Below are 13,744 nucleotides of genomic sequence, written 5' to 3'. Positions count from 1 at the left end.
CCATGGACAGGTCCTTCGTGCCCCCGACCGCCTTCGCCGTCCCCGGCCGCATCGCCGTGAGCAGCCGCTCGGCGTCCCTGTGGCAGCCCGCCCTCATCACGGAGATCCGCCGCGAGACGCCCGCCGCCTCGACGTTCCGGCTCAAGGTGCCGGACTGGCAGGGGCACCTGCCGGGCCAGCACCTCATGCTGCGGCTCACCGCGCAGGACGGGTACGTCGCCCAGCGCCACTACTCGCTGGCGTCCGCGCCCGACGGGAGCGGCGAGATCGAGCTGACCCTCGACCACGTGCCGGGCGGCGAGGTGTCCGGGCATCTGCACGCCGTCGCGTGCGTCGGCGACACCGTGGAGGTGCGCGGCCCGCTGTCCGGCTTCTTCGCCTGGCCCGGCGACCGGCCCGCGCTGCTGCTCGGGGCCGGCTCCGGTGTCGTACCGCTGATGTCGATGATCCGGCACCACCGCCGCGCGGGGCTGACCGTGCCGCTGCGCCTGATCGTCTCCGCCCGCACCCGTACGGATCTGATCTACGCGGACGAGTACGGCGACGAGACCACGGCCGTCCTCACCCGTACCGAAGGCCGCCTGAACGCCGGGCACTTGGCCCCGCACCTCGGGGCAGGGCAGCCCGACGGCGGCTGGGAGGCGTACATCTGCGGCTCGAACGGTTTCGCGGAGCACGCCTCCCGGCTCCTGGTGGACGGCGGGCAGCCGGTGGACAGGATCAGGATCGAGCGCTTCGGCTGAACCCCCCGCCCGGCGACCGGCGGCGGGGGCCTCGGCGACGGTGCGCGTCGCGAGCCTGGAGCAGCGGTCGCACTCCCCCTGGTGCCCCATGCGTGACGGGCGCTTGACCTGGGCAGTGATCCCGGCACTCGGCGCCGCCGGGGGGCTGCGGGAGGCCCCGCGGGACGCCGTAAGGTTGGGGCGTACTTATGAGGAGAACGTCGGAAGGAGGCCTGGGTGATCGAGCTCGAGGGGGTACCCGAGCTGATCGACCCGGTCATGGTGGCCGCGTTCGAGGGCTGGAACGACGCCGGCGACGCCGCCTCCACCGCGGTCGCGCATCTCGACAAGGAGTGGAAGGGCGAGGTGTTCGCGGCGCTGGACGCCGAGGACTACTACGACTTCCAGGTCAACCGTCCCACGGTGTGGCTGGACGGCGGTGTGCGGAAGATCACCTGGCCGACGACCCGGCTCTCGGTGGTCCGCGTCGGCGGTGAGAAGCCGCGGGACCTCGTCCTGGTGCGGGGCATCGAGCCGTCCATGCGCTGGCGTTCGTTCTGCAACGAACTGCTCGGCTTCGCCCACGAGCTGGGCGTGGAGCTGGTCGTGATCATGGGTGCGCTGCTCGGTGACACCCCGCACACCCGGCCGGTCCCGGTCAGCGGCGTCACGTCCGACGCGGATCTGGCGCGCACCATGGACCTGGAGGAGACCAAGTACGAGGGTCCGACGGGCATCGTCGGCATCCTCCAGGAGGCCTGCACGCACGCGGGCGTCCCGGCGGTCAGCCTGTGGGCGGCCGTGCCGCACTACGTCTCGCAGCCGCCGAACCCGAAGGCGACGCTCGCGCTCCTCAACCGCCTGGAGGACCTGATCGACCTCAGGATCCCGCTGGGCGAGCTGACGGAGGACGCGCGCGCCTGGCAGCTGGGCGTCGACCAGCTCGCCGCCGAGGACAGCGAGGTCGCCGAGTACGTCCAGTCCCTGGAGGAGGCGCGGGACACCGCGGAGCTCCCGGAGGCGTCCGGCGAAGCCATCGCGCGCGAGTTCGAGCGGTATCTCCGGCGGCGTGACGGCGGCGGGCCCGGCCAGGTGGCAGGCTCGGGCGGCCCGGGTTCCGTGGGCGGCCCCGGCCAGCCGGGCGGGCACGCCACGGACGGCGGCGAGGGCGCGGCCTATCTGCGCGACGCCCCGAGCGACCGCACCCGCCCACCGAAGCCGCAGCCGCGGCCCGGTGCGGGTACGGACGCCCCGGCCGGGGGCGCGGGCGGTGACCCGCGGGCGGGGTCCGCGCCCGGCGACACCTCCGCCGACACGGACGGCACCGACGGCACCGACGGCGCTGACAGCACGGACGGCACCGGCACGGGTTCACGGGCCGCCGCCGATGCCGGGCCGGGCGCGGATTCCGGCGCTCCGGCACCGGAGCGCCCGAGCAGCTCGGACAACGCCTCCGGCGAGGACGACGCCGACACCGCGGATGACGCCGGCACCGGCACCGCGGATGACCCCGCCACCGGCACCGCGGATGACACCGGCGGCACGGACGGCACCGGCGGCACGGACGGTAGCCGGAGCCGGGCCGCGACCGACGATTCCTCGTCAGGGGATTCCTCCGAGGACCAGCCGTAATCCAGCACAGGCAGCATCCGGCGCCCTCCCCCCGGCCGGGGCCGGGGACACGGCACGTCGGCTGAGGCACACAGGGGCGGCACCCGCGAGGGTGTCGCCCCTTCTCGTTGCCCAAGGCTCAGCAGACCACAACCGCCTCGCACGCACATGGTCGGTATGACCCGCGACATCAAGGCGGCGGTCACCAAGCTGCCGCCGTCGGCGGTGGGCCCGGGCCACGCCGAACGCTACTGGGACGAGCTGATCCCGTACCGCTGAGCCGTCCCACGGCACCGCGGCGCCGGGCGGAGTCCTTCCCGTCCGGCGCCGTTCCTCACGTTCCGGCCGTGCGAGGCCTACAGCGCGACACCGAGCAGCGCGTCCACGGTGCGCGACACGACGCCCGGGGCGCCCTCGTCCGTGCCGCCGCCCGCGGCCTGGCGGGCGGCCCAGCGGTCGACGGCGGCCAGCGCGGCGGGCGCGTCCAGGTCGTCGGCGAGGGCCTCGCGGACCTCCTCGACGACGCTCTCGGCCGCGGGCCCGTCGGGCCGGGACACGGCGGCACGCCAGCGGGCGAGGCGCTCCACGGCGTCCTGGAGCACCTGCTCCGTCCACTCCCAGTCGGCGCGGTAGTGGTGGGAGAGCAGGGCGAGGCGGATCGCGGCCGGATCCACGCCGTCGCGGCGCAGCTTGGAGACGAAGACGAGGTTGCCCTTGGACTTGGACATCTTGGCGCCGTCGAGGGCGACCATCCCCGCGTGGACGTACGCCTTGGCGAAGGGGTGTTCGCCGGTCAGGGCCTGCGCGTGCGACGCGCCCATCTCGTGGTGCGGGAACGCCAGGTCGGAGCCGCCGCCCTGCACGTCGAAGCCCATGCCGAGGTGGTCGAGGGCGATCGCGACGCACTCGATGTGCCAGCCGGGCCTGCCGCGGCCGAGGGAGGCGCCGTCCCAGCTCGGCTCGCCCTCGCGGGCCGCCATCCAGAGCATCGGGTCGAGCGGGTTCTTCTTGCCCACGCGGTCCGGGTCGCCGCCGCGCTCGGCGGAGAGCAGCCGCATGGCGGCGGCGTCGAGCCCCGACACCTCGCCGAAGTGCGGGTCGGACTCGACGGAGAAGTAGACGTCGCCTTCGAGTTCGTAGGCGGCGCCCATGTCCCGCAGCCGCTCGACGAGCGGGACGATGCCCGGTATCGCCTCGACGGCGCCGACGTACTGCTGCGGCGGGAGCAGCCGCAGGGCGGTCATGTCCTCGCGGAACAGCGCGGTCTCGCTCTCCGCGAGGTCGGCCCAGTCCTTGCCGTCCCGCTTGGCCCGCTCCAGGAGCGGATCGTCCACGTCGGTCACGTTCTGTACGTAGTGCACCTGCCGCTTGGTGTCGAGCCACACGCGTTGCACGAGGTCGAACGCGTTGTAGGTCGCCGCGTGACCCATGTGGGTGGCGTCGTACGGAGTGATGCCGCAGACGTAGATGCGGGCGACGGGACCGGGGGCCAGGGTGACGGGGCCACCGGTCGCGGTGTCGTGGATCCGGAGGTCGCGGCCCTTGCCGGGCAGGGCGGGAACCTCAGAAGCGGGCCAGGCATACATGCCTTGAGCGTAACCGGACGCGGCATCCACATACGACCCGGGGCTACGAGATCTTCGTCAGGTTTGCGCTGCCCACAGCGGGGGCAACGACTCCCGCGCCCCTCCTACACCGGCGGCCACGGTATGGCAGGCCACTCCCCCGACGGCACGGGATGCCGTCCCGCGGCGAGCAGCGCGGCGACCCGTTCACGGACCGCGTCCACCTCCGCGGCGGTCAGGAGTTCCCCGAGCCGTTCGGCGAGCGGTTCCCCCTCGGCGAGCGCCTCCCGCAGGGCTGCGAGCGCCGTCACCGCCTCGTCGGGCAGCTTCTCGCCGGCCCAGCCCCACAGGAGCGTGCGCAGCTTGTCCGCCACGTTGAACGTGACGCCGTGGTCGATGCCGAAGAGTTGCCCGTCGTGACCTGCCAGGAGGTGTCCGCCCTTGCGGTCCGCGTTGTTGATCACGGCGTCGAGCACGGCGAGCCGTCGCAGCCGCGCGTCGTCCGCGTGCACGAGCAGCGCCGTACGGCCCTCCTCCACCTGGGCGTACCCGATGGCCTTCCAGCCGTCGCCGGGCTCGTCGCCCTCGACGAGGGCGAGCAGTTCGGCGCCCGCCCCCGCCTGCTCCCCGGCGGCGTCCCCGGTCTCGACCCACAGCTGCACCATGCCCTCGCCGTAGGGCCCGTCCCGCAGCACGGTGGGCGGCACGAGCCCCCAGCCGAGCGCCTCGGACACCTCGTAGGCGGCGACCTCACGCCGGGCGAGCGTCCCGTCGGGGAAGTCCCACAGGGGGCGCTCCCCCGCGACGGGTTTGTAGACGCAGGCGGCGCTCTGCTCCTCGTACGCGATCGTGCAGTAGAGCACCGCGTTGGAGGCCTCCCGGATCTGTCCGCGTACGGTCAGTTCACCGCGGGTGAGCAGGTCCACGGCGGTCACGCTCCCCGCCGGTATCCGTTCTGGCGCGGACATACGTGTCCTTCCGGGTCGAGCGGGAGGCTGCACAGCGGGCACGGCGGACGGCCCGCGTTCACGACGTCGAGCGCGCGCTTGGCGAAGGCCCTCGCCTGCGCGCCGGTGAGCCGTACGCGGAGCATCGGCGGGCCGTTCTCCTCGTCCTGGAGGAGTTTCTCCTCGGCCTCGGCGAGGTCCTCGTCGGAGTCCGCGTCCAGCTCGACCAGGGCCTGCGCCTCGACGATCATGCGCTCTTCGTCGCCGTCCCAGGCGAGCGCCATCGTGCCGACCCGGAACTCCTCCTCGACGGGCGCGTCGAGCGGCGCGCTGTCGGCGACCTCGGCGGGCGCGACGGCGGGCACGGCGGCACTGCCGCCGCTGCGCCTGACGACCTCGTCGAGCAGTTCCTCCATGCGCTCGGCGAGCGCGGCCACCTGCGTCTTCTCCAGGGCGACGCTGGTCACGCGGACCCCGGCGGACGCCTGGAGGAAGAAGGTACGCCGACCGGGGAGTCCGACGGTTCCGGCGACGAAGCGTTCCGGCGGGTCGTAGAGGAACACCTGACGGGACACGTCCTGTCTCCATTGGAATCGACTGCATGTACTTGGCGCGACCACTGCACCCTACTGCGGGCGACGATCACGGTGCGCCCGCATCGCCCCCGACCTGAGCATCCGTGCTCACGGGCGCCTCGCGCGGGACGAGGGAATCGAAGTCCCCCGTGTCCCCGAGGCGGACCAGGAACGGGCGCAGGCGCGTGTAGCGGATCGCCGTGACCGAACAGGGCTCCACGGAGACGCGCTGGAACAGATCCAGGTGCAGCCCGATGGCGTCGGCGACCAGGGACTTGATGATGTCGCCGTGGGAGCACATCAGATAGACGGCGTCGGCGCCGTGATCGCGCTCCACGCGCGCGTTCCACTCGCGTACGGCCTCCGCGGCCCGCGTCTGCATGGCGCGCATGGACTCGCCGCCGGGGAAGGCCGCCGCGGACGGATGCTGCTGTACGACCTCCATCAGGGGGTCGCCCGCGAGCTCGGCGAGCTTGCGGCCCGACCAGTCGCCGTAGTGGCACTCGCCGATGCGGTCGTCGGTGTGGGCATCGAGTCCGGGGCGGGCGGCGAGCAGCGGTGCCAGGGTCTCCTGGCACCGCTGGAGCGGGCTGGTGACGACCTCGGCGAGCGGCAGCGCGGCGAGCCGTCCGGGCAGCGCCGCGGCCTGCTCGGAGCCGCGCTCGTCGAGGCCGACGCCGGGCGTCCAGCCGGCGAGCAGCCCCGCGGTGTTGGCGGTCGAGCGTCCGTGGCGCACAAGGATCAGCGTGGGCATGCGGGCCAGCCTAAGCGGCGACGGGGTGCTTAAGGAGCTGAGGCTGGGAAGAATGCAGAACATGATCGTTGACTGCGCCAGCTACCGCCACGGCCATCGCGCCACCGAGGGGCCGGAGGACTTCTCCGACGCCCTGGACGCGGCGCGGGCGACGGGCGACGCGTTCGTCTGGGTCGGTCTGCACGAGCCGACGGAGGACGAGTTCGACCTGGTGGCCAAGGAGTTCTCGCTGCACCCCCTGGCGGTGGAGGACGCCCTGAAGGCCCACCAGCGGCCGAAGCTCGAGGTGTACGACGACTCCGTCTTCGTGGTCCTCAAGCCGGTGGTGTACGACCAGGAGAACGACACCGTCTCCTCCGGCGAACTCATGATCTTCATGGGCGACTCCTTCGTGGTGACGGTCAGGCACGGCGACGGCGCCCCGCTCAGCTCCGTACGCCACCGCCTGGAGGCGGAGCCCGACGTGCTGGAGCACGGGTCGACGGCCGTCCTGTACTCCATCGCCGACGCCGTCGTCGACCACTACCTGGAGGTCGCGGCCGAGCTCCAGACGGACCTGGAGGGCCTGGAGGCGGAGGTGTTCTCGCCGGACGTCGGCGGCTCGCGGAGCTCGGCGGCGCGGATCTACCAGTTCAAGCGCCAGATCCTGGAGTTCCGGCGGGCCACGGGGCCGCTCGCGGTGCCGATCGCACGCCTCGCGGGCGTGAACCCCTACGGCCGCGCCGTGCCGTTCGTCGAGGAGTCGGCGCAGCCCTACCTACGGGACGTCAGCGACCACCTGACGCGCGTGAACGAGTCCGTGGAGGGACTCGACCGCCTGGTGTCGGACATCCTCTCGGCGCATCTGGCGCAGATGAGCGTGCGGCAGAACGACGACATGCGGAAGATCTCCGCGTGGGCGGCCATGGCCGCGGTGCCCACGATGATCGCGGGCGTCTACGGCATGAACTTCGAACACATGCCGGAGCTGTCCTGGGGGTGGGCGTATCCGGCGGTGATCCTGCTCATGGTCGTCCTGGAGGTCGCCCTGTACCGCATGTTCAAGCGGCGGGGGTGGATGTAGGCCGCGGAGCGGGGCGTGGGGGTTCGTCGTCGGGTTTTCGCCGGGTGGTCCGCGTGGGTGACGTACGCGGGTGACGCGGGTGGCGGGCGTGCGTGACACGGTGGCGTGCGCGCGTGACGCACGCCGGTGACGTGCACGCGTGACGTGCGGCGCTGGCGTACCTGAGACGGCGGTTTGGGTCAGGCGAATTCGGGTGCCGAGGCGGCCGGTCCGCCGAGGGCGTCGCGACGCTGCGGCATCTTCAGGGACACCATCCGCCGCCAGCCGCCCATGCGCTCGAACCCGTGCAGGCTGTGGATGCCGGCCGCGAGCGTCCTCGCCCTGGTCGGGGACCAGCCCAGGATGCGGCCCATGCGCTCCATGACGGCGAGGCCGACGTCGCGGTGGACGCCGATCTCGACGAGCGCGCACTCGCGCAGCGTGCGCTGGATGGCGCGGCCGTGCCCGGCGTGCGCGAAGCGCAGCAGTTCCTCGTGGCAGTACGCCAGGTGGTTGTCCTCGTCGTTGCAGATCATCTGCACGGCCCTGCCGACCTCGGGGTCGTCCCCGAAGTGCTTGCGGAGCATGCGCATCTGGTCGGCGGCGCGCTGTTCGGTGACACGGCTGTGCGCCAGGTACGTGATGATGTCCTGCTCGGTGAGCGGCTCGTCGGCGCGGAGCTTGTCGTGGGCGAGGCCGATGCCGTGCCTCTCCAGGAGCATCGTGTAGTCGGTCCCGTGCGGGATCTCGACCGGCTCGAGGCCGCGCTTCCGCAGGAGCGCGTTGAAGATCCGCCCGTGCTTGTCCTCGTCGGCACCGTGCCTGGCGATCTTTGCCGCCAGCGGGCGCTGGCTCTCCGGAACGAGCGCGGCGATGCGCCCGTTCTCCCAGCCCCCCTGGGTCTCACCGCTCGCCGCGATGGAGCAGAACAGCCGGAACGACTCGTCGTTGTCGAAGATCTCCCGGAAGAGACTCCTGGCTGAAAGCATCGCAGGCACCTCCATGCCGTCACTGACCGCGCGGGGACTTCCGCCAAGCGTGCGCGGACTTCCGCAAAGAACGAGTCAAATGCGCGGCGGGGCAGGAGGCAACATCTGTACGCGTCAGCTCCGCCGAACGAAGGAACCGGCGGGCCGCGGAAGGACTCGGACGGCCGAACGGGACCCGCGGCCCGGCCCGGACGCGAGGTCGCGGAGCCGTAACCGGAGGGCTCGCCGGGGCGTTGTGCTCGACGACGGCCGTGGCGGGGAAGACCCCCGAGCCCCCACCACGGCCGCGGAAACCCCGCTACGCGAGCCCGGCCCGCTCCAGGGCCTCGGTCCCCGCGCGCAGCGCCGCGAGCCGCTCGTCCAGCGTGAAGCCCGCGGGTGCCAGCGTGAGCGTGGTGACACCGACCTCCGCGTAGGCGCGCATCCGGTCGGCGATGCGGTCCACGGAGCCGAGCAGCGTGGTGGAGTCGATCAGGGACTGCGGCAGGGCGGCGGCCGCGCCGTCCTTGTCACCGGCCAGATACTTGTCCTGGACCTCGGCGGCGGCCTTCTCGTACCCCATCCGCTGCGCTTGCTTGTTGTAGAAGTTCTGCTTGCGGCTGCCCATGCCGCCGACGTACAGCGCCGTGTAGGGGCGGAACACATCGGCGAGCGCGCTGATGTCGTCGGCGCCGTCCTTGCCGAGGGCGAGCGGCAGCGTCGGCACCACGTCGAAGCCGTCCATCGTCTTCCCGGCCTTCTCCCGACCGGCGCGCAGCGGCCGCAGCGCCGTCTCCTCCAGGTGCTCGGCGGCAGGGAAGATGAGCAGCGCGCCGTCCGCGATCTCGCCGGTCTGCTCCAGGTTCCTCGGACCGATCGCCGCGATGTACAGCGGGATGTGCTCGCGCTGCGGATGCACGGTCAGCTTGAGCGGCTTGCCGGGGCCGCCGGGCAGCGGCAGCGTCCAGTGCTCGCCGTCGTGGCTCAGGCGCTCCCGGGCCATGGCCTTGCGTACGATGTCGACGTACTCGCGCGTGCGGGCCAGGGGCTTGTCGAACTTGACCCCGTACCAGCCCTCGGAGACCTGCGGCCCCGAGACACCGAGTCCGAGGCGGAAGCGCCCGCCGGACAGCGAGTCCAGGGTCGCCGCGGTCATCGCGGTCATCGCGGGCTGACGCGCGGGAATCTGGAAGATCGCCGAGCCCACGTCGATGCGCTCGGTCTGCGCCGCCACCCAGGACAGCACGGTGGCCGCGTCCGAGCCGTAGGCCTCGGCCGCCCAGCAGACCGCGTAGCCCAGCTTGTCGGCCTCCCTGGCGACGGCGAGGTTGTCCGCGTCCATCCCGGCGCCCCAGTAGCCGAGGTTGATCCCGAGCTGCATGGCCGAATCCCCTTACCCGTGAGTAACGTGCTTGTGCCGGGGACTGTAGCGCGCGGGCGGTCCATCCGTCAGGGGCGCTCGGCCCGTACGCGTCGCCGCTCCTCGTACACACCGCCGCCGATCTTCACCCGTGCCCTCGCCGATCTCCTTCCGTACCGTCGCCGATCTTCTTCCGTGCGGCCGCCGCCGTCCATCCGTGCGGCCGCCGGTCCCCGTACGGGTCACCGGGTTGTCCACAGCCGGGGGTTTGTCCACACGCTCGCCCGGCGCCGTTGCGTGGCCGATAATCTCGCGGCCATGGAGCAGAGGCATCTCGGCCGAACAGGTCTGCGTGTGTCCCGGATCGGGCTCGGCACTCTCACGTGGGGGCACTCCGACGAGCTCGGGGAGAACGACGCCGCCGACCTGTTGAAGGTCTTCTGGGAGGCGGGCGGCACCCTCGTGGACACGGCCGACGTGTACGGCGACGGGGAGGCCGAGTACCTCCTCGGCCGGCTCGTCGAACGGCTCGTGCCGCGGCGCGATCTGGTCATCGCGACGAAGGCGGGCAGTGTGCTCGACCCCTTCCGGCGCTTCGACGGCTCGCGCGGCCATCTGCTGTCCGCCCTCGACGCCTCCCTGGCCCGCCTCGGCACCGACCACGTGGACCTGTGGCAGGTCCACGCCTTCGATCCCGGCACGCCCCTGGAAGAGACCCTGCAAGCCCTGGACATCGCCGTCAGCAGCGGCCGCGCACGCTACGCGGGCGTCTCCAACTTCAGCGGCTGGCAGCTCGCCAAGGCCGCGACCTGGCAGCTCGCGGCGGCGGGCACCCGCACCCGCCTCGCCAGCACCCAGATGGAGTACTCCCTGCTCCAGCGCGGCGTCGAACGCGAGGTGCTGCCCGCAGCCCTCGACCTGGGCGTCGGCCTGCTGCCGTCCTCACCGCTCGGCCGCGGCGTCCTGACCGGCAAGTACCGCAACGCGACGCCCGCCGACTCGCGCGGCGCGTCCGAGCAGTTCGCCCCGTTCGTCGAGCCCTATCTCGACGACGCCGCGAGCCGGGTCGTGGACGCCGTCGCGATAGCGGCGGACGGCCTCGCCGTCACGCCGCAGCAGGTGGCGCTCGCCTGGGTGCGCGACCGCCCCGGAGTGACCGCCCCGATCGTCGGCGCGCGCAACGCGCAGCAGCTCACGGCCGCGTTGTCAGTGGAGACCCTTAGTCTTCCTGACGAGATCTGCCGGGCGCTCGACGACGTGTCGGCGCCCGTGCACCGCTACCCAGACCAGGACTGGAGCACGCTGTGAGTACGGAGTCCGCCGCCGCGGAGGCCACCGAGCCCGAGGCCCCCAAGGCCGGGACCGCCCCCGCCGGGGGGACCGCACCCGAAGCCGGGGACGCCCCGGCCGGGGGGACCGCGCCGGAAGCCGGGGACGAGGGCGCGGGTGTTTCGCAGGCGGCGGGTGACGCGGACGTGGACGCGGTTGCTCCGCAGGCGGCGGGTGACGCGGGCGTGGACGCCGAGGCCGAGGTGACCGGTGCCGGTACCGGTGCCGCCGCTGACGCGGAGGACGGCGGAGACGGCGTGGCGGGCGATGACGGCGCGGGGGCCGGTGACGGCGCGGGCGGCGCGGGGGACGGTGATGCCGCTGCCGCGGTGTCCGAGGCCGAGGCCGAGCTGGCCGCGCAGCGGGAGCTGCGGGAGCGCATCGAGCAGCGCAAGGCCGCCAAGAAGAACCCGGTCGATGCCGGTACGGCGCTTCAGGGGACGGCCGCCGACCTGCTGGCGGCGGTGCGGGCGGTGGAGAGCGGCGAGAAGCCCGTCGCCTCGGCGTTCCACGATCCGGAGCCGACCACGCGGCGCAGGCCCGCTCCGGCCCCCGATGCCGTCCGGCGTCCGGTGTCGGAGGCGTCGTCCGCCGTCGCCGAGCCCGCCCAGGAGACCGTGGACGCGGTGTCGGCCGTCCTGACGGAGGGCGGTGCCCCCGCGGCGCTCGCGTCCCGCACCGCGGCGGTGCTCGGCGAGGGCGCCGACGACGTGCTCCGCGCGAACCCCTGGCAGCTGCTGCGCGTGCCCGGGACACGCCTCGAACAGGTCGACGGTTTCGCGCGGGCGCTCCTCGGCCCCGACTGCGGCCCCGGGGATGAGCGCAGGGGCACCGCCCTCACGGTGTGGCTGCTCGAACAGGCCGCGCTCGCCGGGCACACGGCGCTCACGTCGGCTGCGCTCGGCGCCGCCCTCGGGCAGCGCGGGGTGCCGGAGCCCGACGAGGCGGTGCGGCACGCCGTCGCGGAGGGCGATGTGCTCGTCTTCCAGGACGCTCTGGAGGCCGGTCCCGGAGCTGCCCCGGCCCCGCCCGCCGCGGCCGGTGAGGACACCGGGGACGGCGGGGAAGCAGCGGTGCCCGTCCAGATCCTGCTCGGCCTCGAACGGTACGCCTTGGCGGAGGAGAGCCTGGCCGACGGCCTCGCCAGGGTGCTGAACTCCCTCCCGAAGGACGACCCTTCGAGCCCCTCGGCCGCCCAGTGGGAGGAGGCGGCGAGCCGTGCCTCCGGCTCCGCCGCCGAGCTGATCCGCGCCGTCGCGGGGCACGGCCTCGTGCTGCACACCGGCGGTGAGGAGGCCCGCGCCGAGCCCGCCGCGCTCGTGACGGCGGCGCGCGCGCTCGGCCTGCGGGTGTGCGCGGCGACGCACGGCCCGGACGGGCAGCGGAGGTTGGCGGGGCGCCTTGGCGGCGGTGCCCCGGGCTCCGGTCGCGCTGACGGCTCCGGCGGGCCGGGCGGCGGCGTCGGTGGCCCGGGCGGGCCTGGCGGGTCCGGCGGACCGGATGGCCCAGAGGGTGCCGACGGCCCCGCCCCCGCAGGCGGCTCCGATTCCGGTTCCGGCTCCGGCGGCGCGGCCTCCGAGGCGGCCGTCACGGTGGCGGGGCTGCTCTCCGGACGTCAGGGCCCCGGGCGCGACGCGGACGGAGCGTTCGCCCTAAACCTGCTCGTGGTCCTCGACGCCCCGCAGCTGGACGTCGAGACGGCCGCGACGCTCGTCGAGTCGCTGCCGGACGGGGCCAGGCTGGTGCTCAGCGGCGACCCCGGCGTGCTGTGGTCCGCGGGCCCCGGCCGGGTGTTCGCGGACCTCCTGGCGGCCCGCTGCTGCCCGCAGGTCGTCTCGCGCACCCCGGACCCCGGTCCCCTCGGTGAGCTGGTCTCCGGCATCGGCGTGGGCGAGCTGGTCCAGGTCGAGGCACCGGGCAAGGAAGTGGTGATCGTCCCGGTGCGGGACGCGGCCGACGCCATCCACCGCACGGTGCAGCTGGTCGCGGACTCGGTGCCACGGGCCATCGGGGTACCGGCCGAGCAGACGCAGGTCATCACCCCCGGCCACGGCGGAGCGGCGGGCACGCGGGCGCTGAACGCGGCGCTGAAGGACCGGCTCAACCCGGGCCCCGGCCGGTTCGGCGGCTTCGACCCGGGCGACCGCGTCGTCTACGCCCCGGTGCCGGGCCGCACGGCACTCGGCAGGGTTGTCGGCGCCGATCCGCAGGGGCTGCGCCTGGACTGCGAGGGCGCGTCCGTCGTCGTACCGAAGGACCGGGTGGAGCAGGCGGTGCGGCACGCCTGGGCCGTCACCGCGCACCAGGCCGTGGGCCGCCGCTGGCCCGCGGCGGTGGTGGTCCTGCCGGGCGACGCGGCCGCCGCCCTGAACCGACCGTGGATCTACTCCGCGTTCAGCCGGGCCGAGCGCCATCTGTCGGTGGTGCAGGGCGTCGCGCAGGCGCTGCCCCAGGCGGTCGCCGAGCGCCCCGCGAAGGAGCGCACGACCCGTCTGCGGACGTTGCTGCGCCCGCAGCCGCAGCCGCCGCAGGCAGAGGGCTAGGCCGGGCTACGGGCCCGCGGGGTGTGGCCCGTGGCCCTGTCCGCCGGGAGGGGGCCACGGGCACGCGACGGGCACGCCGCGCGCATCCCGGGGCGCGCCGTGCGCACACGCCGAGGGACCCACACGCGGGGCGCCCGCAGGCACGCCGCGCGCAAACCCCCCGCGTGGCAGGTCACACGCAAACCCGGGCGCACCTCACGGGCACGCAACGCACACCCCCGGGGGGCACACCACGCGCACACGTCGAGTGGACTCACACGCACACTCGCGGCAACCCCCGGGGACGCCTCCCGCCCCCCGGGGGGACACCACGCGCGCGTCGGGGGCA

At 73.8% G+C, this 13,744-nt stretch carries 11 protein-coding genes; 5 read left to right on the top strand and 6 right to left on the bottom strand.

Going from position 1 to position 13,744, the window contains the following annotated elements:
* The first annotated feature begins 2 nt into the window (after positions 1 to 2).
* Entirely contained in the window at positions 3 to 743 is a 741-nt protein-coding gene (locus ACH4DX_RS29305; protein ID WP_398157365.1) for a ferredoxin reductase, read from the top strand.
* A gap of 216 nt (positions 744 to 959) precedes the next feature.
* Positions 960 to 2,354 carry a PAC2 family protein gene (locus tag ACH4DX_RS29300; RefSeq protein ID WP_398157364.1) on the top strand — a complete coding sequence of 465 codons (1,395 nt, stop codon included), beginning with the start codon at positions 960 to 962 and terminating at the stop codon, positions 2,352 to 2,354.
* Positions 2,355 to 2,689: 335 nt separating this feature from the next.
* Here the strand turns inward: ACH4DX_RS29300 and mshC are convergent, their stop codons facing one another.
* The 4 genes from mshC to ACH4DX_RS29280 all read right to left on the bottom strand — a co-directional run bounded on the left by mshC (position 2,690) and on the right by ACH4DX_RS29280 (position 6,174).
* The gene (gene mshC / locus ACH4DX_RS29295; RefSeq protein WP_398121613.1) at positions 2,690 to 3,919 is read right to left on the bottom strand and encodes a cysteine--1-D-myo-inosityl 2-amino-2-deoxy-alpha-D-glucopyranoside ligase; all 1,230 of its coding nucleotides are present in this window, start codon (positions 3,917 to 3,919) and stop codon (positions 2,690 to 2,692) included.
* Positions 3,920 to 4,023: 104 nt separating this feature from the next.
* Complete coding sequence (locus tag ACH4DX_RS29290) at positions 4,024 to 4,866, bottom strand: SCO1664 family protein (RefSeq protein WP_398157363.1); 843 nt, start codon at positions 4,864 to 4,866, stop codon at positions 4,024 to 4,026.
* On the bottom strand, positions 4,830 to 5,420 hold the full coding sequence (locus ACH4DX_RS29285; RefSeq protein ID WP_030560235.1) for a DUF3090 domain-containing protein: 591 nt from the start codon (positions 5,418 to 5,420) through the stop codon (positions 4,830 to 4,832). Before ACH4DX_RS29285 ends, ACH4DX_RS29290 begins: the two co-directional genes overlap by 37 nt.
* A gap of 67 nt (positions 5,421 to 5,487) precedes the next feature.
* Entirely contained in the window at positions 5,488 to 6,174 is a 687-nt protein-coding gene (locus ACH4DX_RS29280) for a histidine phosphatase family protein (RefSeq protein ID WP_398157362.1), read from the bottom strand.
* A gap of 61 nt (positions 6,175 to 6,235) precedes the next feature.
* On the opposite strand from ACH4DX_RS29280, the gene corA reads away from it, so the two are divergent.
* Positions 6,236 to 7,237: a magnesium/cobalt transporter CorA gene (corA, locus tag ACH4DX_RS29275; protein WP_398121607.1), complete on the top strand. Its 1,002-nt coding sequence runs from the start codon at positions 6,236 to 6,238 to the stop codon at positions 7,235 to 7,237.
* Between the two features lie 179 nt (positions 7,238 to 7,416).
* Here the strand turns inward: corA and ACH4DX_RS29270 are convergent, their stop codons facing one another.
* Both ACH4DX_RS29270 and ACH4DX_RS29265 read right to left on the bottom strand, forming a co-directional pair.
* Positions 7,417 to 8,205, bottom strand: coding sequence for a ferritin-like domain-containing protein (locus ACH4DX_RS29270; protein WP_398157361.1), 789 nt, complete (start codon positions 8,203 to 8,205; stop codon positions 7,417 to 7,419).
* Positions 8,206 to 8,503: 298 nt separating this feature from the next.
* Positions 8,504 to 9,565 (bottom strand): LLM class F420-dependent oxidoreductase, encoded by a 1,062-nt coding sequence (locus ACH4DX_RS29265; protein WP_398157360.1) that lies wholly within the window; start codon positions 9,563 to 9,565, stop codon positions 8,504 to 8,506.
* 297 nt (positions 9,566 to 9,862) lie between these two features.
* Here ACH4DX_RS29265 and ACH4DX_RS29260 point away from each other — a divergent pair, with 297 nt between their 5' ends.
* Together ACH4DX_RS29260 and ACH4DX_RS29255 are read left to right on the top strand one after the other, a co-directional pair.
* Entirely contained in the window at positions 9,863 to 10,852 is a 990-nt protein-coding gene (locus tag ACH4DX_RS29260) for an aldo/keto reductase (protein WP_398121602.1), read from the top strand.
* The gene (locus ACH4DX_RS29255) at positions 10,849 to 13,416 is read left to right on the top strand and encodes a helix-hairpin-helix domain-containing protein (RefSeq protein WP_398157359.1); all 2,568 of its coding nucleotides are present in this window, start codon (positions 10,849 to 10,851) and stop codon (positions 13,414 to 13,416) included. Before ACH4DX_RS29260 ends, ACH4DX_RS29255 begins: the two co-directional genes overlap by 4 nt.
* Positions 13,417 to 13,744: the final 328 nt, after the last annotated feature.

The organism is Streptomyces sp. NPDC017940, from assembly GCF_044328435.1.
GTDB lineage: Bacteria > Actinomycetota > Actinomycetes > Streptomycetales > Streptomycetaceae > Streptomyces.
Note: the sequence above shows the minus strand (reverse complement) of the source record. Positions and strands in the feature narration are given on the sequence as shown.